The following is a 24,453-nucleotide window of genomic DNA, read 5'->3' as shown; positions in this document are numbered from 1 at the left end:
CGTTGTATCTTTGCAAACTGATTTTATAGAACATGCGTACAAAAACTCTTAAGAAAAACAGAATCAATGTTGTAACCCTTGGCTGTAGTAAAAATGTTTACGATAGCGAAGTATTAATGGGGCAACTTAAAGCTAGTGGTAAAGATGTGGTCCATGAAGAAGAAGGTAACGTTGTTGTTATTAATACTTGTGGATTTATAAATAATGCCAAAGAGGAAAGTGTGAACACCATTTTGGAGTACATGCAAAAGAAAGAAGATGGCGTAGTAGATAAGGTATTTGTAACGGGTTGTTTAAGTGAGCGTTATAAGCCAGACTTAGAAAAAGAGATTCCTAATGTGGATCAGTATTTTGGTACAACTGAATTACCAGGCTTATTAAAAGCCCTTGGTGCAGATTATAAACACGAGCTTATTGGTGAACGTCTAACTACAACACCAAAAAATTACGCCTATCTTAAAATTGCCGAAGGATGTGATAGACCTTGTAGTTTTTGTGCAATCCCAATTATGAGAGGTAAACACAAAAGTACACCAATAGAAAACTTGGTTACTGAAGCTGAAAAATTAGCAGCTACAGGCGTTAAAGAATTAATACTTATCGCTCAAGATTTAACTTATTATGGTTTAGATATCTATAAAAAACGAAACTTAGCTGAACTTTTAGAACACTTAGTTAAAGTTGAAGGGATTGAGTGGATACGCTTGCATTATGCGTTTCCAACAGGTTTTCCAATGGACGTTTTAGATATTATGAAGCGCGAGCCAAAAATTTGTAACTATTTAGATATTCCTCTACAGCACATATCAGATTCTATCTTAAAAAGTATGCGTCGTGGTACAACTAAAGAGAAGACCACTAAATTACTTAAAGATTTTAGAGCTAGAGTGCCTGAGATGACTATTAGAACCACTTTAATTGTTGGTTATCCTGGAGAAACTCAAGAAGATTTTGAAACCCTTAGAGATTGGGTAAAAGAAATGCGTTTTGAGCGTTTAGGATGCTTTACATATTCTCACGAAGAAAATACACATGCCTACAACTTAGAGGATGATGTACCAGAAGATGTAAAGATTGAACGTGCCAATGAAATTATGGAAATTCAATCTCAGATTTCTTGGGAATTGAATCAAGCTAAAATAGGACAGGAGTTTAGAGTAGTGATTGACCGTAAAGAAGGAAATTATTTTGTTGGTAGAACAGAATTTGATTCGCCAGATGTAGATAATGAAGTTTTAATTGATGCCTCTAAAACTTATTTGAAAACAGGTGAATTTGCAACTATAAAAGTGATTGAAGCAGAAGACTTCGACCTTTACGGCGAAGTCTTATAAATTTATTAAATTTTAAGTTGTTTTAAAGGTGTGCAACGTTTGATTAACAACCATCATCAGGACCAAAAGTAAATACCAATTCTTGGTTTGTTTTTTCGCCATTAGCCTTTTGTGCAGGTATCCATTGACCAGGAATATTTTTTACTAATTCCATTAATTTTGCATCAATTTCGGGATAGCCAGTTGACATGGCGTCGTGTTTAACATCTGTTACTTTTCCTTTTTTGTTGATAATGAAACTTATTTTTATGGGGTAAATTTTATTATCTGTTATTATACTCATAGCTCTTCTGCTATGGTCTTTAAAATAGTTTACTAATGCTTCTTTGCCGGCAACATATTGTGCTTGTTGATTGGGTACAACCGTAATATGTGGGCTTATAAACATGTCTTCAATGTTTCTGGTTTTAGGGTTTTTACCTTTAAATTCTGATTTTACAGTAAAATGACTAAAGTAATCTGTAGCCTTTAAAATTTGAAGTTGAGTTTCAGTAAATGCAGCTGTTTTTCCTGATTCTTGTGTATTTGAGTGTTCGTTATTTTCAATAACAATGAGGTTGATGTATTTTATATCTATAATTTGTTCTTTTTCTTCTTTTGTAATAAAATCGTAAATACTTGTTGCTTTATCTATATCAGATTTTTTTACTGCTTTAAAACGGGTATCAACGCCATAATACAAATTAGGTAATGGTTTCTCATATGGACCAAAAAAAGCATTGTTTTCAATGAGTGGTTCAATTGGTTCTGTGGTTGCTGTTTCTTTAGATTCATTCAATTTCAAATTAGTAAAACCAAATAAAACAATAGCAAGAATTGCCAAGGCCGTTGTAGAAATAATAATACGTTTTTTCATAATATGTTGTTTTTTGAGATGAATATACTCAAATGTATTATGGAATGCGGTGGCTATTGTAAAACAAAATGTAAAAAAAGTGTAAAAACTTTGTGAACAATTAATTTTTAAATATTTAACTGCATGAGTATGTGATATTACTCGGCTTTTTCATAAGCTTCTTTCATCCATAAAATTAATTCATCATCTAAATCATTAACCGATGTAATTTGTACACGATGCGTGCACATTGTACCAAATGGACCAGAATTACCTAGTCTAACTGTAGTTGGTTTTTCAGGTAGTTTTAATCCTAAATCTATTCGGGTTTTAGTAGCTGGTTTAATAAGAACAAATTGTCGCTTTCTAATAAAGCTAACACTTGTTTTCTTTGGTGTAATAGTTACATCGTCTCCAAACGCTTCAATTATAGAATGCAGTTTTTCATAAATAGGAATCAAAGCTTCTTTGCCTTTATATTGGTTAGCAACTAAATCGTCTTCCGAATGATTTTCTTCTTTAGATAGTGTTACAATGGTGTTGGCGAAACCATGAGTTACTCCGTGTTCTTTCTTTAAAAAATTAACGCCTTCTGAGTGTTTAGCAAATGCTTTTTCTTTTAATATAGATTTCCATTGCTCTAAAGATTTACCTGTTTTTGCAGGCATATTATTAATCATTGTTTGTAAGGCTTTTTCCATGAGTTATTGTTTTTAAAAGGGTTAAACGTGACTTTTTACAAAAATGTGTGTCTTATAATTGAACACAAATATCAGTAATATGAACAGAGCCGTTAGACACAATAGAATGCAAATTGTATTATTATCTTGTTACACGTTAGTCTGTTTTCTTATTTGGTATTTTCTATTTTAATTATTTAGAAGGTAAACTATTAACGTAATCAAAACTTTGTTCAAAATAATTTACTAATAACGCTTTTTCTGTATAAAGGGATTCAGGTACCAAGACATAATCTTTCATTTTTGCCCCATAAGAATAATAATACCCAGTATTATGTTCTTCCATAAATTTAGCCGCTTTTTCTTTTGGTAGACGTATACCAATTTCACCTGCTTTATTAAGTAATGTAAACATATAACCATTAGAAGAGGTGTAAATCATTTTTTTGCCTTTGCGCTCAAAGCCATGACAAGCATTTGTAATTCCGTCATATAATTTTAAGGTTTCATCCCAATTCATAACTTTATATGTGTTGATCAACTAAAATAGCGTTGCCGTCTGGATCTAACACAGCAAAACTTGCAGGTCCAGAAGTCGAGGCATCAGCTTCATGTTCAAATGTTATGTTTTTAGATTTTAAAGCTTTTTGAATAGTTCTAACATCATCAAAATTTTCTAAAGTATTAGCGTTTTGGTCCCAACCAGGATTAAAGGTGAGGATATTATTTTTAAACATACCTTGAAATAAACCAATCAATGATTCACCATTTTTCATAATAAGGTAATTTTTTCTAAATCACCACCAAAAACGGAAAACCCTAAAGTTTCATAAAATGTTTTTGATGCCTTTATGTCTTTTACAGCAAGACTTACTGAAAATGCGCCTAGTTTCATAATCTTATTTAGTTAGACTTAAAGATAATGAAAGTTTTGATTATGACTTTTAGTAGTTGTTTTTTTTAATGGGTATAATATGTTGGTTAAATTAAGATTTTAATTTTAATTCGGTTTTGAACATTCGTTTAATGGTTTGTATAAGAGTAGTAGTGGATTAAAATGCACTGCTCTTCCGTTTGACAATTTACATAATTAAATTATAATAGCGATTCAGGTTGGCACCAAAACCGCTATTACTTTTATACTTTGTTGGCAATAGTGTTCAATTTTTATAATACGATGTTAAGTTTGACAATATTTAGTCATTTTCTATTGTTTCAAGTATATAATTAACCAAAATCAATGCATTTTTTGAAGCTTCTAACTGATTTAATGTACCAGAAATGTATGTGTCTAATTGTGGGCAATACCATAAAAACGAGGCAGTAGCACCAGAATGACCAATAAGTTGTAAATCTGATTCTGTATCAGTTAACTCACCAATAGAAACTTGTCTTATCCCAAAACCGTATTCCATACCTTTAGTTTCAGTTACCCAATTTTTCATAGCTAAACGTGTATCTTTTTTTACAATGGCATTATTATTAAAAGCTTTTAAAAACGTAATTAAATCTTGAGCTGTTGAGACTAAACCGCCTCCGCCCCAATCAGCACTTAAGCTTTTAAGTGATGACAACTCGTATTGACTAGCATAGAACTTAACGATTGGAAGGTTGTTTTCTATAGAAGATGACTTTAAGTTGACATAAGAACTATTCATTTTTAAGGGTTGAAAAATATGCTGACTAAAGAACTCATTTAACGATAAACCACTAACGTTTTCAATTATCAACGCCAAAAGCACATACCCTGTGTCTGTGTAATGATAACCTTCACCAGGAATAAAATGAGGTGTCATTTTTTCTTTTGAAAATTGAATCAGTGCTTCTGCAGACCACAATTTATTGCGATTCATCAATAGTTGATTGATGATATTCGGACTTCCGTCATTAGTTTCATCTGTGAAATAATCAGGTAAACCAGAGGTGTGTTGTAATAAATGTGCAATGGTTAAATCTTGAGAATAGTTTTTGCCATCAAGTACATGAAGGTTGTTCATCAGTGAATCTGGTAAGTACTGAGCGATTTTATCTTCAAAATTTAATTTATTCTGATCCTTTAAAATACCTATTGCTGTTGCCGTAAACATCTTGGTAATGCTAGCTGTGTAAAAGGGGTGATCTATTGCAATAGAATCTTCTTTACTTTCCGCAATCTGAATGTTAATACCAAGAGATCCAGAATATACGTGTAGTATTCCTCTTTTAATATTTTCCTTTTCTAATTCGGTTTTAAATCGTTGTTTAATTGTTGTTTCTGTTGTTTGCTGAGCAATAGCTGATAATCCAACTAAAAATATTAAACCTAGAAATAGATGTTTCATAATGTTAGTTTTAGAATTTTAAGATGGTTTTATAAGTTAAAATTTTATTCCAATATAAAGGTTGGGTTCAAATAAGAAATAGGAATCCCATTTATTGTCGAGTTGCTTAAATGAATCTGGCGTATTGGTGTCAAAATGCCAAACATTACAATGAAATTGCGGCTCTATAAAAAACTGTTTCTTTTTACCAAAAGCAAAATGATAACCAATATGATATGAGTTGTAGAGTTTGAATCCGTTGGCTATTTTTTTGTCATTAAGATCTAAATAGGTTTTGTATAATGGTAAAACTTCAACCGAAGCAAATAACCCTTTCCATAGCATACGTTGATATGAAATACCTATACCTGTTTCGCGTAAATACCCTGGATAAAATTCGGTTTCAGTATCTATTTTATCTGTAAGTCCATCCCACCATTGAATTCCCATAGGTTGAAATAAGCGCCAAGTAGCAAATTTTACACCAACGATATTTTTAGCGTCAAGCTCACGTTTAACGTGTAATTCAATGTGTTGCGTATTAGTTCTTTTGCCTCCGTCACCAATATTGGATAAGATAATAGCAGGAAAGCTAACTCTGTATTTTAATTCATTGTCACTTTGGTTAGATGATTCTGAGATCTGTTGTGCAAAAGCGTTAAATGTAAAAAGTGACAGGCAGATGATTAATAGTTTTTTCATTTTGATAAATATTTAATTGTTCGTTTTTTGATTGATGTTTTGATGGTACAAAGATGCAGTAGAAGTGAAGACTAATCGTTCTGAATTATGATTCGGTACCTTTTTGATATTTAGTACTAATCCTTAATTTTTATATGAAAAGAAAAAGACTTAACAGTTTTACTATTAAGCCTTTTATTAGTTCTTAGGGTTTATTTATAACAACGCCTCGGGATGCGAAGTGAGTTTGTCTACATTTTTTGTGATTTTCTCGATATCCCAATCCCACCATTTAAGTTCTAATAATTTACAAATGATGTCTTCTGAAAAACGTTTTTTAATCGGTTTTGCAGGATTACCGCCAACAACAGTATAGGGTTCTACGTTTTTTGTAACTACTGCTTTTGTGGCTACTATTGCGCCATCACCAATGGTTACACCAGGCATGATGGTAGCATCATGTCCAATCCACACATCATTACCAATTATAGTATTCCCTTTGGTTGGATAGCTTTTGCCATCCATTGCATGTTGCCATGCACCACCAAAAATGGCAAAAGGGTAAGCAGATGTGGCTTCGGTTAAATGATTACCACCATTCATAATAAAAGTTGCGCCAGAAGCAATCATGCAAAACTTACCAATGATGAGTTTATCACCTGTAAAATCAAAATGATATTTGACGTTTTTTTCAAAGTTAGAAACATCTTCAAAATCGTCATAATAGGTGTAATCGTCAACTTCAATATTAGGATTGTTAATGTAGTTTTTCAAAAAGCACAACTTATCGTAATTGGCTAACGGAAAAACGGTATTTGGATCTGGTATGTTCATATCTCTAGTGTGTTGGCTTCTTCTCTAAAATAGTCTTTTAAATGATAATCTCCATAAGTTGGTGCAATATTATCCTCTGCCATTAAGGTTAAGAAAAATTCAATCGGTCCATAGGTTTTTACACTGGTAAATGTTCTTAAAGTCCAAATAGTGAATCGTCTTAAGCAATCTGGTAAATGCGTTATTTTTATAGGCTTGTTTAATGAAGTCAGAGCTAGTTTACTAATATCATTTAAGCTTAATATATCAGGACCTCCAACGGTTAGTTCGTTGTTGTAATCCTCTAAGTTATCGACAATAGCTTTTGCTAAATCCTCTCCTTGAATTGGGTTGAATCTTTGATTGCCTGATCCAAATAAATACACACGACCAGATTTTGCCATTTGCAGAAAGTCTTTCATATCAGAGAAAAAACCATTAGGTCTTACAATGGTATAGTTCAATCCTGATGTTTTTAAAGCATCAACAAACTTTTCTTTGGCTTCAAAAATTTTCAAATGTCGATGTTTATTGCCATTAATAGCAGACACATAAACAAAGTGGCTTACACCAGACTTTTTAGCTTCTTCAAGTAAATTCATATTTGCTTGATAATCGACATCCATATACGTTAAACCATCCTTTTGCCTTGTAATACCAACGGTTGAAATGACCGTATCTATGCCCTTACAAATGTCTCGTAAAGTTTCGGGTTTGGTGACTTCGGCTTGCTTAATTTCCAGATAGTTTTCATTAGGATTATCTAACTGATTTAGCTTACGGACAATAGCAACAACCTGGTTTTGTTTTTCTATTAAAACCTTTAATAAATGCTTGCCTAAATAACCTGTAGCACCTGCCAATAAAACGTTGGTATGTTGCATGCCTGTAATTTATTGGTTAAACTCGTTTGTTAGTAGTTGTTCAATAATAGTATTACGTTGTATGCCAGTATCATCTTGCTTATTGCTTAATAGTACAATTGTAGCATCGTATTCTGGTATAAAGCCAATCATACTCCAATAACCATTGATATCGCCACCATGCCAATAAAGTGTTGTATTGCCTTCTTGCGTGGTAAACCAACCTAAACCAAAGTCAACATACCCACTTGGTACATCTTGCGCGAATATGTCGTCTTTCTCTACGGTTGTAAACCAGGTTGTTTTTACAGCATTCGTCCACGTTTCCATATCTTTTGGTGTACTACTAAAATCGCCAGCGCCAAAAGCAACAGCTATAGGGTAAGTGCTGTTTGCATTGCCATCCTTGTAACCTTCAGCATGCGTGTTAGGGTTGATAGCGTCAGTTCCTTTGAGTGTATCACCCATTTCCAAAGGGTTAAAGATATTTTGTTGAATATAATTATGATAAGGCATTTGAGTTAATTCCTGAATCAACAATGCTGCAATGAGGTAATTTGAATTGCTGTATTGTTTACTTGCGCCTGGTGCAAAGTTGAGACCGTTTTCAGAAATCAAATATGTAATAACTTCATAAATATCTTCTTCATCTAGAATTTCACCTTGTTCAAAGGCATCTTCAACTATAAATTGATAATCTGGAATACCGGATTGATGAGATAATAAATGTGCGATTGTTATTTGATCACCGTTTGGGAATTCAGAATCGAATTCATCTAAAGTTTGATTAAAACTGGTTACGTAACCATCACGCTTTAATTGAACAACAGCTGCTGCTGTGAGCGTTTTAGATACTGAACCGATTCGGTATGCTAGTTCGTAATCTTGCGACAATGTTGTAGTTTCATTGGCTAAGCCAAACCCTTGACGTACCAAATCATTTCCATTTTTTGTGATAATAGCATAGCCTTGAAAGTTTATGTCGGTTAATAAATTTTCAGCAGTAGTGTAGTTGATTGCTGGTGTGTTGTTGTCATCATCTGTTGAACATGATGTAAAAAGGATGACCATGCTAATGGCTAAAGCGACTAATAATTTGTGTAATGTTGTCATAACTGTTCGTTTTTAATTGATTGTTTGATACTGCAAAATTGACGTATAATCAGTTATGAGTCGTGCTAAATTATAATTTAGAACGTTCGGAATTTGAAATGAAAAGTAATTTACTTAGAGTGTTTTTGTACCCATTTGCTAGGTGTAATGCCTTCAGTTTTTTTAAAAAAAGTATTAAAAACGCTTTTAGAATTAAAGCCACTATCATAAGCCAGCCCAAGAATAGTAAGGTGAGAATTCTTAGGGTCTAAGGCTATTGTTTTAAAATGATTTAAGCGATAAGAATTAACAAAGTCATTAAAATTATAACCTATACAATCATTTAATAACCAAGATAATTTATTTGGGTGAAGATTTACTTGTTTTGCAAGTGATCTCAAATTTAAATCTTGATTCAAATAAAGATGTTGAGATTCCATGATTGTATTCAGGTTATCTATTAAGTTATTTATTTCTTCTTTTTCAAAATAATCTTTTTTAGAGCTATCATTTTGTTCATTCTGATGAAACCTTGCTGCGTTGAATACAAAATTAGATTTCAATTCTTCCTTTTGTAAAATTTCTTCTTTAATAGGCTTAAGAAAAGGATCGTATTTATACCAAACAACTTGTCCCATTCTACGCTCTACTTTATCAATTAATAAACTTATTGCTTTTTCTTTTTCATTGGAATATAAATTTAAATAGATATCCCAAGGATATAATAAAGGCGATTTCAATGTTTTTAATTCACCTATTATATTGTTAATTTTTAAGCTTGCATTTTCAACTTTATTATATAAATCGAATAATGCTAATGCAATTTTTTTTAAGGATGGAATTTTATTTTCATTATCTAAAAAGTATAAAAGCTCTTCTCTTTCGTTCAATTGAATTAATACAAGAGCTTTTAAATTATGAAATAAACTGAAATCTGCATCTAGTTCGAGCCCTTTATTTATGTATTTAAGAGATTCACCTGCCTCATTATTTAAATAATGTAATGTTGAACGCGTATAATTAGCATTGGCTGATAATGGATTCAATAAGAGGGCTTGCTCATTTAATTTTATGGCCTTTTTAAAATCACCCGTTGAACGATGTATTTCTGCCATAAAATCTAACACTTCTGAGGATTTCGGGTTAATATTTAGGGCTTTTTGAAGATAATCATACGCTAATTTAGAATTCCAATTCCCCCAAAATTCCTTAGCAGCAAGGGCAAAATACCCATCTACGGATTCAGAATTTATTTCAGCTCCAAGATTTAAGTAATTTGTTGCTTTAGAAAAAGTTTCTTGTTTAGGTAGATAACCCCATGCAGCAAGAAGACTGTAACACAATCCTATACTAAAGTAAGGTTCGCTATATTCTGAATCATATTTAATACTTTCTTTAAAAAAGGAAATAGCCTGTTCAATAGCAGGAAGATTCCATTTGAAAAAAAAATAACGCCCTTTTAAGTAATTATCATATGCTTTTAAACTATTTGTTTTTTTACTTACTAAAGTATCTTCAATATCAAAATGCCCAAAATTATTTCTTACTTCGTCTGCAATAGCAAGACTTATTTCATCTTCTAAATCGAAAATATCTATTAATTCCCTATCGTATCTTTTAGACCAATAATGAATCCCTTCCTTAACATCAATTAATTGAGCCGTGATTCTCACCTTTTCTTGAAACTTTTTAATACTTCCTTCAAGAATGGTATCCACATTTAATTGCTCACCAATTATTCTTATATCAATATCCTTTCCTTTAAAAGCAAAAGATGAGGTTCTTGCAATTACTTTTAAGCCTTTTACTTTTGTGAGTGCATTAATAATCTCTTCCGTAATTCCATCGCAAAAATATTCGTTTTCAATATCACTGCTCATATTGACGAAAGGAAGGACGGCTATGGATTTTTGATTATTCAAATTTCACAAAATTTAGAAGCATACATTATTCGTTGTTGTATACACATTCTTACTCTCGCATTATTGGCAATGTCTCGCGAATATAAAAGCGTTTCAATGTTTTATATCCAACGTTAAACGAAGGTAGTTTTTCCGAGGTTTATAGTCAAGTGACTCACTCTTAAATATTTATATTTTTATCATCAATTGTTAATAAATTGAAACACCATTTATTACTATAACTCCAAATACTCTGTAATTACTTAACTCATACTTTTAAGCGCTTCAATAATCTCATCTGGTTCAGAGCGCGTTCTGTAATCTACATTGACGTAATTCCATTTTACAATGCCTTCTGTATCTAAAATAAATGTCGCAGGAATAGGTAGAACATTAGCATTACCATTATTAATAGTCTTTAAATCTAGTCCTCGATCTACACGCATATGTTCCATTAAAAATTCTGGGACTTCCCAAGCCACGCCATATTGTCTGGCAACTTTAGCATCTTGATCCGACAACACTGTAAATTCCATTTTACTAATTTCGTTTTCAGTTAAAGAATCATCTGGCACTTCTGGGCTAATAGCAACTAAGCTTGCACCTAAAGCTTGTATCTCATTGAGTTTAGCCTGCAATGCTCTTAATTGTAAGTTGCAATATGGACACCAGCTCCCACGATAAAATGTAACAACAACTGGTCCTTTTTCTAATAAATTGGCTAATGCAATTACTTCTCCTTTTGCATTTGGTAATTCAAAATCAATAGCTTTATCGCCAATTTTAAGCGCATCTTTTCCGTCTTCAAAGGCTTTTGCTTTGGCTATAACATCATCAACACCTTGCATAAATTCTGGTTTTGCGTTTCGTCCTGCTGCAATTTTGGCGTCGGTTTGTTCTTTTAGGGTTTTCATTTCATATTAGGTATTTAATTTGACTAATTTTTTAATAATGCTTCAATAAAAAATTCAATTTACCCATAATCTAATAACTGAAGTTATTCTTTAATTTTAATTAACGTTTTAAGTAGTGTTTACAACTCGTAAGCATTGTTGTTGACTAAGAATATAGAATTCACAAAAAACAACTTACCGTTTTCCCAAAAGCTTCTAAAAAGAGGATTGTCTACCATGTAAATAAAACTACCACTTCCCATAGTTTCTTCTCCGAAAACTAAAGTTTGGTCTAAATTTTTTACGGCATTTTTACCTGCAAATCCAGAATAGATTTTGGTGTTATTTAAGTAAGCCACATTATAGCCACTATCTAATAAATTGTATGCAGAACTACCTAGTTTTAAAGTGAAATAATTATCATCATAACCAAAAGCCATAGGATGCGTAGCGTCTACTTTAGTATTAAAAATGGCACCTGTAATTAAGTGGTTGCTGTATTCGCGTTCACGCTGAGCGTAAGGTGTTAAGTTTTTGTCGTCTTCATTATCATCAGCATCTTTGTAGCTTAAACTAAATCCGTCTTTACCAGCAAAGCTTCTAAGTGCACCATCAATAGCAATTACTTTTCCGCCAGACCTTACCCATTTTTTTAATTTCGTTATGTTGTCACCAGTTAATACTTTGCCATAATAACCATTTGGTATAATTAAAACGTTGTATTTATTTAGGTTGGTTTTACCTAAATCATCTGTATTTATAGAAGTTACTGGGTAATGTAATTGTTGCTCAAAGAAATGCCAAATCTCACCATAACTTAAGGATGATGTACCTTCACCAGAAAGCACCGCAATTTTTTGTTGGTTGATTAACTTAATATCTGGTGAGCCAATATCTGGTGTTTTTTGAGAAAATCCAGAAGTGATTTCTGTTAAAGGCTGTGCATGTTCTTGTGCAAGAGCATTTAATTTTGAAACCATTTTTTCAATATGTTTATTGTCGCCTTTAGTGATAATTAAAGAACCACGACCAAAGGTTTTATCATTAGAAGTAAATGACTTTTCTGTAAAACGTACTTTAAAATTGTGCTTCAATAATGCTGCTAAAAATTGTGCATCTTCCATAGAATTCCATTTGCTCACATAACCATAAGCATCATTTAAAACCATAAGCGATTTTTTACTCGCTGTTTTACTACTGCTCACTTTAGAAGTTGTGGCGATAGCGTCTAATCCATAAGCATAAGGTAGTGACCAAGCCGTAATATCATAGGTTAACGAATCTGAAAGCAATGTGTTTGGTTCAAATAAAACTTTAACCATTTTACCTTTGGGTTGGTTAGAATGTACTACCAAAGCATTAGCATCTACATTAAAACTACCTTGGTTTCCTGTAGCATAATGGTAGCCAGAAACTTTAGAGCTAGTTGCGTTTTCAAATGAAATTTGATGTTTATTTAAAAGGGTTTTTAAGCGATTAATTTTGTCTTCATTCCCTTTTAAAACGTAGCTTTTATATTTGAGATTATCATTTTTAAAGAATTTACCAAACTCAATATTTAATTGTTTGGCATTTTTTGAAGCCATTTCTACAGTAGAAATTCCTGTGGTTGTATGATGAGTTAAGCGCTCTACCAAAGTTAAAACATGACCTTCATCGTTTAAGATGCCTAAACCTGCCATACCATGACCACCTTGCTCGTAGGTCATTCCCATGGCACCCATAAAAGTGGGATAGGTATCACCATAACTTGGGTACAATAAATCAAAACGTTCTCTAGTGAAAAATAACCAACCTTCTTTGTCAAAATATTTAGCATGGTTCTGACCAATTTGTGTTTGAAAATCGCGTTGCCAATCTGAAATTACCTCATGAAACGGTTCTGCTGCAGGCGCAAAATAATACGGTTCGTTAATACCTTGCTCGTGGAAATCTACGTGCACATGTGGCATCCAAGAATTATAAACCTCTAAACGTTGTTGTGTTTCAACTTGTGTTGCCCAAACCCAATCTCTATTTAAATCAAACAAGTAATGATTTGGTCGTCCGCCTGGCCAAGGTTCGTTGTGTTCACTGGCTTGTTTGTCTATATCGTAAGGTTCGCTTTTGGTTTCGTTATACCAATTAATGTAACGGTCTCTACCATCTGGATTGACGCTAGGATCCATAATTACAACCGTATTTTCTAGTAAATCTTGTTCTTCAGTTAGTAATTTATATAGAGTTAGCATGGCAGCCTCAGAGCTAGATGCTTCATTACCATGCACATTATAACTAAGCCACACAATAGCAATATCAGTAGCTGTTGGGTCTCCATCTAATAAACCAGCATTTTTTAAATTGTTTTCTCTTATGGTTTCGAGATTTTTCATGTTAGCTTCACTCGTAACAAAAGCTAAATACATGTTTCTACGTTCATTGGTTTTTCCGTAGTTAACCAATTTTACTTGGTTAGGAGTAGCAGTTTCAACAGCTTTAAAATATTCAATAACTTGATGATTTCTACTAAACTGTGTCCCAATATCATAACCTAAAACGTCATTAAGAGAGGGAATAGTTTGTGCTGATGTTAAGGATAGACTGCCAAAAACGACCAATAAAACGAAGACTAATTTTTGCATTGTAATTTAAATTAAGGTTGTAAGCAAGTAAAGATAGTTAGTGCAACTGAATTAACTAAAAATTAGCAGATAAAAAATTGAAGAACCTTATCTTTATGCCGAAATTATGATTTGTTATTTTACAATGATATAAATAACGTCTTTTCGAGTGGATTCTATCATTGCAATGAATAGAATTTGTATCGAGAACTTTAATTTCAATTAGAGCTAAGTTCTCGATACGATTTTAAAAAGAAAATCACTCGAACGGACGTAGAATAGAAATTTTGATTTTATAAATGAATTCCAAACCAACCACCAACTATATTCCATTTAAGGAAACCCATTATTTTTCTGATTTTATATGCGATTATCTCGCTGAAAAACCAGAATTAAAAGATTTTTACCATCGTTTTCCTAAGCTTGAAAATTTTGAAGCTCAGATAAAAGAGAAGTCTAAGTCATTTCGAAGCGAAGCGAGAAATCACATCACCAAGGTTTTAGAACACCAATATAAGAACCTTAATCCTTCAGATGTAACTTCTAAAAACATTGAAAAGCTAAAGCTAGAAAATACCTTTACCATTACAACAGGTCACCAATTAAACCTGTTTACAGGACCACTTTATTTTTTGTTCAAGATTATTTCAACTATAAATTTAACAAAGCAGTTAAAAGCAGAATATCCCAATTATAACTTTGTACCAATCTATTGGATGGCTTCAGAAGACCACGATTTTGAAGAAATCAATTTCTTCAATTTTAAAGGAAAAAAAATACAGTGGAATTCTAACCAAACAGGTGCTGTCGGTCATTTTAACACGGAAGGTTTAGACGATGTGTTTGAAATTATTTCTTTAGAATTTGGAGAAGGAAGTAATGCCGAACAATTAAAAACATGGTTTAAGGAAGCGTATCTAAAACATAATAATTTAGCTGATGCGACACGCTATTTGGCAAATGAATTGTTTGGCGAACACGGCTTAGTGATTATAGATGCGGATGATAGCGCATTAAAACGTTTGTTTATACCACAGATGAAAAAGGAAATGCTAGAACAAACGGCATTTAAAACAGTATCTAAAACCAATAATAAGTTAGAAGAATTAGATTTAAAAATTCAGGTTAATCCAAGAGAAATTAATCTATTCTATATAAAAGATGGCTTGCGCGAACGTATTGTTGAAAATGAAGGTGCCTATTCAGTTTTAGATTCAGATATCCAATGGAGCGAGACTGAACTTCTAAATCATCTAGATGAAGCACCAGAATGTTTTTCGCCTAACGTCATTATGCGACCTTTATATCAAGAAGTGATTTTGCCAAATCTCTGTTATATTGGTGGAGGTGGCGAAATGATTTATTGGTTGCAATTAAAATCTAATTTTGAAGCGCAGAGCGTTACATTTCCAATGCTGTTATTGAGAAATTCAGCTTTAATAAAAACAGCTAAACAAGCTGAAAAGCTTAAAAAATTAAATATTTCAGATAAAGACTTATTTTTAGATAGACACGAGTTTATCAATAAAAAGGTTAGAAAAATTTCTAATATAGATATTGACTTTTCAGACCAAATAGCGCATTTAGAAGCTCAGTTTAAATCTCTTTTTGAATTAGCAGAACAAACCGATAAATCATTTATTGGTGCTGTAAAAGCGCAAGAAGTAAAACAATTAAAAGGCTTAAAACATCTCGAAAAACGTCTACTACAAGCACAAAAGCGAAAATTAGCAGACCAAATTAGCCGTTGTACAGAATTGCAAGAACAGTTGTTTCCTAATCAAAGTTTACAAGAACGAAATACCAATTTTTCCGAGTTATATTTAGAGTTTGGAGACCAATTAATTCCTGAATTATTAAAAGCCTTAGAACCTTTAAAAGGTGAATTTCTAATATTAAATTTAAAATAATCAATGCATCATATTGATATTGAGTTAATTGAAATGACATTAGATGTCATGAAGTATGTTATCGGAAGAGTTTCTGCAACCGAACATCAAATAGGTAAACCAAAAAAATCAGAAGAATTATTAGCCTTAGTTGGAGAAACCGTAACACCAAAGGGAGTTGGTGGAGAGTACGCTTTTAACCTTTGGAAAGAGCATTTAGCAAAAACAAATGTGCCAGTTGATCATCCTAGAAATTTAGCATTTGTGCCAGCATCACCAACTAAAGCTGCTATTATGTTCGATTTAATAACGTCGGCTTCTAGTATTCATGGTGCGTATTGGATGGAAGGTGCAGGTGGCATTTTTTGTGAAAACGAAGCTATGAAATGGATTGTATCCTTAACGGGCTTACCAGAAGGTGCTTTTGGTGTTTTTACTAGTGGAGGTACAGCAGCTAATTTATCTGCGATAGTCACTGCAAGAGAACATTGGAGAGAAAACCCAGAATTTAAAAGAGAAAAAGGGTTAATAATTACATCATTAGGTGCGCATTCTTCTATAAAATCTATGGCCAAAGTAGCAGATGTAGATATACTGTTGGTAGACTCTGAGGAGCATTTAACAGGTGATGCCTTAATGGAAACTATTTCTACATTAACAGAGCATCAACGTAAATGTTTATTTGCTGTTGTGGCAACTGGAGGAACCACAAATGCAGGTATTATTGACGAGTTAGATAGTATTGCAGCAGTTTGTGAAGCAGAGAATCTATGGTTTCATGTAGACGCTGCTTATGGTGGAGGCGCTTTGGTTGCAGATTCCGTGCGCCATTTATTTAAAGGTATAGAAAAAGCTGATAGTATAACTATAGATCCTCACAAATGGATGTTTTCGCCATACGATTGTGGTGCGGTTATTTATAAGAATATGGAGTTGGCAAAAAATGCCCATTCGCAACAAGGGTCTTATTTAGAAATTTTTAAAGACGAAGGTGCACACGGATTTAATCCAACAGACTATCAAATTCAATTAACAAGAAGAGTAAGAGGTTTACCTTTATGGTTTTCTTTGGCAACTCATGGTACAGACCGTTATAAAGAAGCTGTAGAACGTGGTTTGGAATTGGCACAAATAGCAGGTCGTTTAATAGAAGCGCATCCAGATTTAGAATTGGTTAGAGAGCCAAGTTTATCTTGTGTTTTATACAGAAGAATAGGATGGGAGCCAGAAGATTATACACATTGGACATACGAAAATCACGATAAAGGATTTGCATTAGTTACACCAACTAAGTGGAAAAATGGTGATACATATGAAACCTGTTCTCGTTTCTGTTTTATCAATCCAGATACCACAGAAAAGGACATTCAGTTGATTTTAGAGACTATGGTTTAAACTAAAAGTTTGGACGTGTTAATTTTATAAATTATTTTAAATTTTGAAAGAATTAACTTAATAACAGGAATGCTGATATTATGTTAAAAACTTAATTTAAAAAAATTGTAAATCGTAAAACGTAGTTCGCAAATCTATCCTTATTTTTGCGCATGCAACACAACAAAGTCCTTATTTTAGATTTCGGTTCGCAATACACACAGCTTATTGCGCGTCGCGTTAGAGAATTAAACATCTATTGCGAAATTCACCCATTCAATAAAATTCCTTCAGATTCAGATAGCTTTAAAGCTGTTATTTTATCTGGTAGCCCAAATTCTGTTAGAGGAGAAGATGTACTTCATCCAGAATTAGATGGTATAAGAGGAAAAAAACCAATGCTTGCCGTTTGTTATGGTGCGCAATACTTAGCCCATTTTTCTGGTGGTGAGGTTGCGGAGTCTAACACTAGAGAATACGGAAGAGCCAATCTCGATTTTGTAAAAAAGAACGAAGATTTCTTTGAAAATATACACGAAGGCAGCCAAGTATGGATGAGTCACAGTGATACTATAAAACAATTACCAACTAATGGTGTATTGTTGGCAAGTACAAGTGATGTAAAAAATGCCGCTTATAAAATTGAAGGTGAAGAAACCTATGCTATTCAGTTTCACCCAGAAGTGTATCACACAACAGATGGTCATCAATTGCTTCATAATTTTTTAATTAAAATAGCCAAAGTCGATCAAGACTGGACGCCAAATGCGTTTGTAGAAGAAACAGTGCAAGAACTAAGGGAAAAACTAGGCAATGATAAAGTTGTATTAGGATTATCTGGAGGTGTAGATTCTTCTGTAGCAGCTATGTTATTGCATAAAGCAATTGGCAAAAACCTATATTGTATTTTTGTAAATAACGGTTTATTGCGTAAAAATGAATTTGTAGATGTACTGCATCAATATGAAGGCATGGGATTAAACGTTAAAGGTGTAGATGCTTCGGCACGCTTTTTGGAGGCTTTAAAAGGGTTGAGTGATCCAGAGAAGAAGAGAAAAGCAATTGGAGCAGAATTTATTGCAGTTTTTGATGATGAAGCACACTTAATTGAAGATGTAAAATGGTTAGCACAAGGTACTATTTATCCTGATGTAATTGAAAGTGTATCTGCAACAGGAGGCCCAAGTGCAACTATTAAGAGTCATCATAATGTAGGAGGATTACCAGATTATATGAAGCTAAAAGTGGTAGAACCATTAAGAGCTTTATTTAAAGATGAAGTTAGACGCGTTGGTGCATCAATGAATATGGATAGTCAATTGTTAGGTCGTCATCCATTTCCTGGTCCAGGATTAGCAATTAGAATCCTTGGAGATCTAACTGAAGAGAAAGTACGTATATTACAAGAAGTAGATGCTATTTTTATTAATAACCTTCGTTCTTGGAATTTGTACGATAAAGTTTGGCAAGCAGGTGCTATGTTATTACCAGTGAATAGTGTAGGTGTAATGGGAGACGAACGCACCTATGAAAAATGTGTAGCTTTAAGAGCTGTAGAAAGTACAGACGGAATGACTGCAGATTGGGTAAATTTACCATATGAGTTTTTGCAAAAAACTTCAAATGAGATTATAAATAAAGTAAAAGGTGTTAATAGGGTTGTGTATGATATTAGCTCTAAACCACCCGCTACTATAGAATGGGAATAAAAAGTAATATATACATGAAACATATTTTAACCATCTTATTAATTGCATTTACCATTGGCTTAAGTGCTCAAAACTATGTTGAACACAAAGTGCAACCAGGTGAAACTGTTGAGATAATTGCTAAAAAATATTTGGTGACGCCTTTTGATATTTATGCATTAAATCCGGATGCTAAAAATAATTTTAAAACACATTCAGTTTTAATTATTCCTAATTCTAAAATTAAGAATGAACCAATTGTAGAAAATAGTAGAGAACTAACAGGTTATAAATCTCATAAAGTTAAAAGAAAAGAAACTATATATAGTATTACTAAACAGTATGGTATTTCTGAAGAAGAGCTTAAAAAGGCAAATCGTAGATTGTATTCAGAAAACCTAATAAAAGGTGATAAATTAAGAATTCCTCAATATAGAACCATAATATCAAAACAAACATTGAGTAATACCGTAAAAAAATATACGGTTCAACCATCTGAAGGGAAGTGGAGAATTGCTTATAAATTTGGTATTTCTGTCTCAGAATTAGAAGATTTAAATCCTAATATGAATGAGGTTATACAACCTGGAGATACCCTTAATGTTCCTAATATAGAAGATACAGACGAAAAACCTATAGAAGCGTCTTATGGATATTATGAAGTTTTGCCAAAAGAAACGTTTTATGGTTTAAAGGGTAAATTAAACTTAACACAAGAGCAGCTAGAGCAACTAAATCCAGATTTAAAAACATCTGGTTTAAAGGCAGGTATGGTGTTAAAAATACCTCAGAGTTCTGAAACAAGAATTGCTGCAACAATCAATTCTAATATTAATACAACAGACTTAAAGCGTAATCTTACCAATTTTAAAACTAAAAAAATTGCGTTAATGATGCCTTATCAATTGCACAAAATTGATGTAGATTCTGTAGAAGAAGCAAAAGATCGTATAAAAAACAACAAACTATTATCTATAGTTTTAGATTTTCATGTTGGTGTTTTAATGGCGTTAGATTCTGCTAAACAATTAGGAATATCTACAAACTTAAAGGTTTTTGACACGCGTTATCATTCTGCAATTACTTCAAAATTATTAGCTGAAAATGATTTTTCAGATTACGATGCGGTTATTGGACCAATGCAAGAGGAAAGTTTTGATCGTGTGGCATCGGCTTTAAAAGGTGACCGAGTTCCGGTTATCGCAGCTATGAATAAGCCAAAACAAGTGTATAGCAATGTTTTTCAAACATTACCAGAAGATAAGTTGTTAAGAAAAACAATGTTAGATTTTATAAAAGCGGATAGTTTAAAAGTACAGGTTGTAATTATTTCGGATCGTGCTAATAAAGCAGATAGTGAGGCTTTACAAAAGCAGTTTCCGGGTTCTAAATTAATTCTTTCAAGATTAGATAAGAAAAATAAAACCAAGGATGCCTTCTTTATTTATCATTCAGAATTACAGAACGTTTTTAAACCAGGTAAAACTATTGTCTTTTTAGAAACGGATAACGATTCTTTTGCATCTAGTGTTATTAGTATGCTTAATGGTTTTAATGTAGATAAAACAGAAATAATTTTAACGACATTAAAAAAAGGTAAGGCATTTGAAAGTAAAGATATTGATAATATTAATTTGTCTAACTTAAAATTTCATTATGCTTCTGTTCATAGAGATTATGACGAATCTAAAACAAATGGATTTGTAAAGGCTTATAGAAAAGAATATGGTGTTACACCAAGCAAATACGTGGCTCGTGGTTTTGATATCACTTTAGATTTATTAATGCGTTTAGCCTCTGCAGAGAATTTATATGAAGCATCTGGTGATACTGTAGAAACTGAATATATAGAAAATAAATTTAGATATACTACAGACTTTTTTGGAGGCTATGTTAACCAGGCTGTTTACGTTGTTAAATTTGATGATTTAAAGGTTGTTGAGGCAAAGTAATAATTGTAAGGGAGTTATACTTTAATTTAACTTGATTTGCTAAGTTTAAAAAAATAGAATAATTTTTAATAAACGACGTTATTTTAAAAGGTATGCAATCCTAATGTAGTATAGTAATCACTTTAATCCTCTTGTCCATTGAAAAATATAATACTATGTTTATTCGTTTTTTTTATTGGTAGTAAACCTAATGAGGAAACGCTTAATTGGGATGCAGACAAGAAACTAACTTGGGAAGATTTTAAAGCAACGCCAAATAATAATTCTGATGCGGTAGCTTTAACAGCTTCGGGTATAACGTTTGGTTATTCTGTTCAAACATCAGGTAAACATATTATAGAGTTTTCTACTATTGTAGAAGCACATTTTTATCCTAATAAATCTTGGTATAAAGAGGATCAGAGTAATATTCATATTTTGGAACATGAGCAACTTCATTTTGATATTACAGAACTATATGCACGTAAGTTTAGAGAACAGATTTCAGAACTTCAGGTTAATCAAAATATTAAAAAACAGTTAAACAAATTACATGAAGATATTAATGCTGAGCTTAGTACTGCGCAGCATAAGTACGATAAAGAAACGCAACATTCAATTGATGCTGATCAGCAAAAAAGATGGTCGAACTATGTTGAAAAAGAATTGGCAAAGCTAGATATTTATAAATCCTCCCTCTAGATTTGCATGTTATAACGCATTGCAATCTTAATTTTTATTATGGAATTAGATGGACAACTACTTATTGAGTTAGCGCACTATAAAATGCCATTTGGTAAGTATAAAAATCAATATTTAGTAGATTTACCTGAAGCTTATTATGTATGGTTTCAACATAAAGGGTTTCCACCAGGTAAGTTAGGTAGCATGATGAAACAGATGTTAGAAATTAAGGTTAATGGTTTAGAAGATATGATTAGAACCATTAGACGCGATTTTGCAAATCGGTAATAGTTCTTCTTTTATAGTTTGCCTTTACATTTCATTGTGAAGCATTGGTAACTACGAGTTAGATACCATTAAAGCAGAAGGACGTGACTTTTTTTAAACTTTAGTGTCTTATTATTGAAGGAAGTCATAACAGTCCTTAGATTAATGAAACATAAAGTAAACCTATAAAGGTCAATAAAAAGAAACATTAATCATTTTAGCAAACACTTACTGAAAGTTAAGCCCCAAATTAATTTTCATATAAAAATCCTGATACATTGTATCAGGATTTTTTCTATTTATTTAGCATATGCACCAGATGAATACGTTAATTCGTAACTGTGTGTGTAAACTTCAAATACAATTCCGAAAGGGTCCTCAACATAACACATTTTATAGGGTTTGTCATTAGGATAATATTCTCGTATAGGCATTCTTTGTTTACCACCAGCAGCAACAATTTTGTCAACTAACGTTTCAATATCTGGATCTTGAATACAGAAATGAAATAAGCCTGTATTAAAAGGATTGAATTCTGGTGCTTCTTTTACACCATTAGGAAAAGAAAATAATTCAATACCAATACCATCTGAAGTAGACATGTGAGCAATTTCAAAACTTTCCCAATCCTCTCCAAAAACATCAATACACATAATGCCAATTGCAGTATCTGTCTCTTTCTTTACAGTAGAAGGTTCCATTATTATATACCAACCCATAACATCCGAATAGAATTTTACAGCCGCCTTAATATCTGGTACTGTAATACCAATATGCGAAAATGATTTTGGATAATTTTTATTTGTTTCCATAGATTTTATTTTAGGTTACAAAATTAATTTATATTTGTCAAAATGGCAATAACTTACTAAAAAGTATTATAGTGTACAAAAAGAGTTAAATGCTGATTATTAATTATTTAAATTATTTTTTTATGAAAATTAATTGTCCGTTAAACTATACAATGACCTTAATTGGTACAAAATGGAAGCCATTAGTGCTTTTTCATTTGTTAGAAGGTGCTTCGCGCTCTGGCGTATTACAGAAAAAGGTGCCAGAAATATCTAATAAGATGTTTACGCAAACGGTTAGAGAATTAGAAAAAGATGGACTTATTTCTAGGAAAGTATATCCTGTAGTACCACCAAAAGTAGAATACAAGCTTACTAAACGTGGCGAATCCTTAGAAGGTATTTTAAGAAGCCTTGATAAATGGGGTGTAGAAGATTGTAAAAATTAAACCTTTAGTGATTTAATTGGTTTTGTTGAGGTCTATTTTTAGCATATAAAATTACTCACATTTAGCTTGTATAGTTTTGTGTTTCCACTGTATCCAATATTCTTGTAAGCCTTCTGCTGTGATTTTTAGTTTACTTATGTCTAGATGTTCTCCTGGTAAAAGTAGTTGTTGTAATTGTGCCTTGCGTTGAGAAAGGGCAGGTGCATGGTTCCATCCACCGACATGATCAAAAGAGGTGTAAGCGTTACATTTTGTATTTACGGCTATAAATGGTATAGATAAATAATATGAAACCTCTCCAGAGCCCATACCTTTAGTAGTCATTGTAATATTTTTAAAATCCACTTTGCTATATGCTCCCGTTTTATAAAGTACTTTTAATTGGTCTCCAACAGCAGCAGACATTTTGTTTGAGAATTGGTGTGCGATATCCTCACCATTAATAAATTCTTTGCCAACGTAGGTTCCTTGGCATTCTGTAATGCTACAAGAGATTTGGTTTCCTAAAAAAGATTTAGTTAGGGATGAAGAAGTTTCAGTTTTACAGCGCATTAAAACTGAACTAAAGATAATAATTACCATGAAATATTTCATATTGGCTTTACTAAGGTAGTTTCCACATTTTACGTTTTCTAGACTTTTTGTTAATAATTTTAGTACCAAGTAAGGTTTCCCATAATAGGAGACCGGCTATTTTTTCAACTTTAGTGGTTTCTACTAAAAAGTCCTCTAGGTGTTCACTTGTTTTTTTATTCGGAATAATAAAAGACCACATATTTATGGTTCCAGTATTTCGTTCAGTTAAGACTGATTTAAAAAAGGCATGTGGTATGGGTAATGAAACTGAAATATTAGCATTATTATCACCCATCATAACTACTTCTTGGTCAAAATAAAATAACGGACCACTGATAACGTAGGTTTCAAAAACTTTTGGGTCACTATCTAGTATTCTAATGGCTTCTTCTAGTTTTTTCCATACTCCTTTATTAAAATCTGGTTTCTGCGGACACATATTAGAAAGTAAAAATGTTTCGCTGTTCTGAATTTCATTTTCAAATTGATTTGCGCTAGCAACAAGATGGCCTCTGTCTAAACCAGAGTTTTGGTAGACTTCTTTATCGGCTCTAAATCCTTCCGGAATTCTATAATCTGAACGAAAATTATCTAAGCGTTCTATATCAGTTCTGTCTTTATCAATTATTTCTAAAGCCCATTTCGCTTGTCTAAAATAATAAGAATAACCTAATACGTAATGTCTGTTGTACAATATTTGATCTGCTGTAGGCAGACCATACCTTGTTTCTCTTTTTAAATTAGGATGGTTCATAAATTATTAATATCAAAAGTTTATATGTATTCTTATTTTTTTGGGTGTTTTTTAGTTA

At 32.4% G+C, this 24,453-nt stretch carries 22 protein-coding genes and 1 pseudogene; 8 read left to right on the top strand and 15 right to left on the bottom strand.

Features of this window, described 5'->3' with window-relative positions; translation table 11 throughout:
- Positions 1 to 32: 32 nt before the first annotated feature.
- Positions 33 to 1,334 (top strand): 30S ribosomal protein S12 methylthiotransferase RimO, encoded by a 1,302-nt coding sequence (gene rimO, locus GN138_RS04470; protein WP_157362511.1) that lies wholly within the window; start codon positions 33 to 35, stop codon positions 1,332 to 1,334.
- Positions 1,335 to 1,377: 43 nt separating this feature from the next.
- On the opposite strand, the gene GN138_RS04465 is transcribed toward rimO, so the two are convergent.
- From GN138_RS04465 to GN138_RS04410, 12 genes and pseudogenes are all read right to left on the bottom strand, one after another.
- Positions 1,378 to 2,190: an energy transducer TonB gene (locus tag GN138_RS04465; protein WP_157362509.1), complete on the bottom strand. Its 813-nt coding sequence runs from the start codon at positions 2,188 to 2,190 to the stop codon at positions 1,378 to 1,380.
- A 137-nt stretch (positions 2,191 to 2,327) separates the two neighbouring features.
- Positions 2,328 to 2,870 carry a DUF4287 domain-containing protein gene (locus GN138_RS04460; protein WP_157362508.1) on the bottom strand — a complete coding sequence of 181 codons (543 nt, stop codon included), beginning with the start codon at positions 2,868 to 2,870 and terminating at the stop codon, positions 2,328 to 2,330.
- Between the two features lie 172 nt (positions 2,871 to 3,042).
- On the bottom strand, positions 3,043 to 3,369 hold the full coding sequence (locus GN138_RS04455; RefSeq protein ID WP_157362506.1) for a hypothetical protein: 327 nt from the start codon (positions 3,367 to 3,369) through the stop codon (positions 3,043 to 3,045).
- 4 nt (positions 3,370 to 3,373) lie between these two features.
- Positions 3,374 to 3,744 (bottom strand): annotated as a pseudogene (locus GN138_RS04450) (VOC family protein).
- 301 nt (positions 3,745 to 4,045) lie between these two features.
- Complete coding sequence (locus tag GN138_RS04445; protein WP_157362504.1) at positions 4,046 to 5,170, bottom strand: serine hydrolase domain-containing protein; 1,125 nt, start codon at positions 5,168 to 5,170, stop codon at positions 4,046 to 4,048.
- A 36-nt stretch (positions 5,171 to 5,206) separates the two neighbouring features.
- The gene (locus GN138_RS04440; RefSeq protein WP_157362502.1) at positions 5,207 to 5,851 is read right to left on the bottom strand and encodes a hypothetical protein; all 645 of its coding nucleotides are present in this window, start codon (positions 5,849 to 5,851) and stop codon (positions 5,207 to 5,209) included.
- A gap of 195 nt (positions 5,852 to 6,046) precedes the next feature.
- Positions 6,047 to 6,664: a CatB-related O-acetyltransferase gene (locus tag GN138_RS04435; RefSeq protein WP_157362500.1), complete on the bottom strand. Its 618-nt coding sequence runs from the start codon at positions 6,662 to 6,664 to the stop codon at positions 6,047 to 6,049.
- The gene (locus GN138_RS04430) at positions 6,661 to 7,527 is read right to left on the bottom strand and encodes an SDR family oxidoreductase (protein WP_157362498.1); all 867 of its coding nucleotides are present in this window, start codon (positions 7,525 to 7,527) and stop codon (positions 6,661 to 6,663) included. The genes GN138_RS04435 and GN138_RS04430 overlap by 4 nt, the downstream gene beginning before the upstream one ends.
- Positions 7,528 to 7,536: 9 nt before the next feature.
- On the bottom strand, positions 7,537 to 8,619 hold the full coding sequence (locus GN138_RS04425; protein ID WP_157362496.1) for a serine hydrolase domain-containing protein: 1,083 nt from the start codon (positions 8,617 to 8,619) through the stop codon (positions 7,537 to 7,539).
- 110 nt (positions 8,620 to 8,729) lie between these two features.
- Positions 8,730 to 10,520 (bottom strand): helix-turn-helix domain-containing protein, encoded by a 1,791-nt coding sequence (locus GN138_RS04420; RefSeq protein WP_157362494.1) that lies wholly within the window; start codon positions 10,518 to 10,520, stop codon positions 8,730 to 8,732.
- Positions 10,521 to 10,762: 242 nt separating this feature from the next.
- Entirely contained in the window at positions 10,763 to 11,413 is a 651-nt protein-coding gene (locus GN138_RS04415; RefSeq protein ID WP_157362492.1) for a peroxiredoxin-like family protein, read from the bottom strand.
- A 119-nt stretch (positions 11,414 to 11,532) separates the two neighbouring features.
- Positions 11,533 to 14,013 (bottom strand): M14 family metallopeptidase, encoded by a 2,481-nt coding sequence (locus GN138_RS04410; RefSeq protein ID WP_157362490.1) that lies wholly within the window; start codon positions 14,011 to 14,013, stop codon positions 11,533 to 11,535.
- Between the two features lie 278 nt (positions 14,014 to 14,291).
- On the opposite strand from GN138_RS04410, the gene bshC reads away from it, so the two are divergent.
- From bshC to GN138_RS04380, 6 genes are all read left to right on the top strand, one after another.
- Positions 14,292 to 15,902, top strand: coding sequence for a bacillithiol biosynthesis cysteine-adding enzyme BshC (gene bshC / locus GN138_RS04405; RefSeq protein ID WP_157362488.1), 1,611 nt, complete (start codon positions 14,292 to 14,294; stop codon positions 15,900 to 15,902).
- Between the two features lie 3 nt (positions 15,903 to 15,905).
- Positions 15,906 to 17,276, top strand: a complete 1,371-nt coding sequence (locus tag GN138_RS04400) for a pyridoxal phosphate-dependent decarboxylase family protein (protein ID WP_157362486.1) — start codon at positions 15,906 to 15,908, stop codon at positions 17,274 to 17,276.
- Positions 17,277 to 17,428: 152 nt separating this feature from the next.
- Positions 17,429 to 18,964: a glutamine-hydrolyzing GMP synthase gene (gene guaA, locus GN138_RS04395; protein ID WP_157362484.1), complete on the top strand. Its 1,536-nt coding sequence runs from the start codon at positions 17,429 to 17,431 to the stop codon at positions 18,962 to 18,964.
- A 14-nt stretch (positions 18,965 to 18,978) separates the two neighbouring features.
- Positions 18,979 to 20,895: a LysM peptidoglycan-binding domain-containing protein gene (locus GN138_RS04390; RefSeq protein ID WP_197429312.1), complete on the top strand. Its 1,917-nt coding sequence runs from the start codon at positions 18,979 to 18,981 to the stop codon at positions 20,893 to 20,895.
- A gap of 138 nt (positions 20,896 to 21,033) precedes the next feature.
- Positions 21,034 to 21,576 carry a DUF922 domain-containing protein gene (locus GN138_RS04385; RefSeq protein WP_157362480.1) on the top strand — a complete coding sequence of 181 codons (543 nt, stop codon included), beginning with the start codon at positions 21,034 to 21,036 and terminating at the stop codon, positions 21,574 to 21,576.
- 39 nt (positions 21,577 to 21,615) lie between these two features.
- Complete coding sequence (locus GN138_RS04380; protein WP_157362478.1) at positions 21,616 to 21,846, top strand: DUF3820 family protein; 231 nt, start codon at positions 21,616 to 21,618, stop codon at positions 21,844 to 21,846.
- A gap of 278 nt (positions 21,847 to 22,124) precedes the next feature.
- Here GN138_RS04380 and GN138_RS04375 read toward each other — a convergent pair whose 3' ends face one another.
- Entirely contained in the window at positions 22,125 to 22,637 is a 513-nt protein-coding gene (locus tag GN138_RS04375; RefSeq protein WP_157362477.1) for a lactoylglutathione lyase family protein, read from the bottom strand.
- Positions 22,638 to 22,759: 122 nt separating this feature from the next.
- Here GN138_RS04375 and GN138_RS04370 point away from each other — a divergent pair, with 122 nt between their 5' ends.
- Positions 22,760 to 23,065 carry a winged helix-turn-helix transcriptional regulator gene (locus GN138_RS04370; protein WP_157362475.1) on the top strand — a complete coding sequence of 102 codons (306 nt, stop codon included), beginning with the start codon at positions 22,760 to 22,762 and terminating at the stop codon, positions 23,063 to 23,065.
- A 51-nt stretch (positions 23,066 to 23,116) separates the two neighbouring features.
- Here the strand turns inward: GN138_RS04370 and GN138_RS04365 are convergent, their stop codons facing one another.
- Together GN138_RS04365 and GN138_RS04360 are read right to left on the bottom strand one after the other, a co-directional pair.
- On the bottom strand, positions 23,117 to 23,617 hold the full coding sequence (locus GN138_RS04365) for a hypothetical protein (protein WP_157362473.1): 501 nt from the start codon (positions 23,615 to 23,617) through the stop codon (positions 23,117 to 23,119).
- 52 nt (positions 23,618 to 23,669) lie between these two features.
- The gene (locus GN138_RS04360; protein WP_157362471.1) at positions 23,670 to 24,395 is read right to left on the bottom strand and encodes a DNA/RNA non-specific endonuclease; all 726 of its coding nucleotides are present in this window, start codon (positions 24,393 to 24,395) and stop codon (positions 23,670 to 23,672) included.
- Between the last annotated feature and the right edge of the window lie 58 nt (positions 24,396 to 24,453).

Source organism: Winogradskyella endarachnes, assembly GCF_009741275.1.
In the GTDB taxonomy this organism is placed as follows: domain Bacteria; phylum Bacteroidota; class Bacteroidia; order Flavobacteriales; family Flavobacteriaceae; genus Winogradskyella; species Winogradskyella endarachnes.
This window is presented reverse-complemented; position numbering and strand designations above follow the sequence as displayed.

What these genes read in the sequence shown, in the direction of transcription:
- rimO (WP_157362511.1), top strand. Translation starts at nt 33, where the DNA reads ATGCGTACAAAAACTCTTAAGAAAAACAGAATCAATGTTGTAACCCTT.
- GN138_RS04465 (WP_157362509.1), bottom strand. Translation starts at nt 2,190, where the DNA reads ATGAAAAAACGTATTATTATTTCTACAACGGCCTTGGCAATTCTTGCT.
- GN138_RS04460 (WP_157362508.1), bottom strand. Translation starts at nt 2,870, where the DNA reads ATGGAAAAAGCCTTACAAACAATGATTAATAATATGCCTGCAAAAACA.
- GN138_RS04455 (WP_157362506.1), bottom strand. Translation starts at nt 3,369, where the DNA reads ATGAATTGGGATGAAACCTTAAAATTATATGACGGAATTACAAATGCT.
- GN138_RS04445 (WP_157362504.1), bottom strand. Translation starts at nt 5,170, where the DNA reads ATGAAACATCTATTTCTAGGTTTAATATTTTTAGTTGGATTATCAGCT.
- GN138_RS04440 (WP_157362502.1), bottom strand. Translation starts at nt 5,851, where the DNA reads ATGAAAAAACTATTAATCATCTGCCTGTCACTTTTTACATTTAACGCT.
- GN138_RS04435 (WP_157362500.1), bottom strand. Translation starts at nt 6,664, where the DNA reads ATGAACATACCAGATCCAAATACCGTTTTTCCGTTAGCCAATTACGAT.
- GN138_RS04430 (WP_157362498.1), bottom strand. Translation starts at nt 7,527, where the DNA reads ATGCAACATACCAACGTTTTATTGGCAGGTGCTACAGGTTATTTAGGC.
- GN138_RS04425 (WP_157362496.1), bottom strand. Translation starts at nt 8,619, where the DNA reads ATGACAACATTACACAAATTATTAGTCGCTTTAGCCATTAGCATGGTC.
- GN138_RS04415 (WP_157362492.1), bottom strand. Translation starts at nt 11,413, where the DNA reads ATGAAAACCCTAAAAGAACAAACCGACGCCAAAATTGCAGCAGGACGA.
- GN138_RS04410 (WP_157362490.1), bottom strand. Translation starts at nt 14,013, where the DNA reads ATGCAAAAATTAGTCTTCGTTTTATTGGTCGTTTTTGGCAGTCTATCC.
- bshC (WP_157362488.1), top strand. Translation starts at nt 14,292, where the DNA reads ATGAATTCCAAACCAACCACCAACTATATTCCATTTAAGGAAACCCAT.
- GN138_RS04400 (WP_157362486.1), top strand. Translation starts at nt 15,906, where the DNA reads ATGCATCATATTGATATTGAGTTAATTGAAATGACATTAGATGTCATG.
- guaA (WP_157362484.1), top strand. Translation starts at nt 17,429, where the DNA reads ATGCAACACAACAAAGTCCTTATTTTAGATTTCGGTTCGCAATACACA.
- GN138_RS04390 (WP_197429312.1), top strand. Translation starts at nt 18,979, where the DNA reads ATGAAACATATTTTAACCATCTTATTAATTGCATTTACCATTGGCTTA.
- GN138_RS04380 (WP_157362478.1), top strand. Translation starts at nt 21,616, where the DNA reads ATGGAATTAGATGGACAACTACTTATTGAGTTAGCGCACTATAAAATG.
- GN138_RS04375 (WP_157362477.1), bottom strand. Translation starts at nt 22,637, where the DNA reads ATGGAAACAAATAAAAATTATCCAAAATCATTTTCGCATATTGGTATT.
- GN138_RS04370 (WP_157362475.1), top strand. Translation starts at nt 22,760, where the DNA reads ATGAAAATTAATTGTCCGTTAAACTATACAATGACCTTAATTGGTACA.
- GN138_RS04365 (WP_157362473.1), bottom strand. Translation starts at nt 23,617, where the DNA reads ATGCGCTGTAAAACTGAAACTTCTTCATCCCTAACTAAATCTTTTTTA.
- GN138_RS04360 (WP_157362471.1), bottom strand. Translation starts at nt 24,395, where the DNA reads ATGAACCATCCTAATTTAAAAAGAGAAACAAGGTATGGTCTGCCTACA.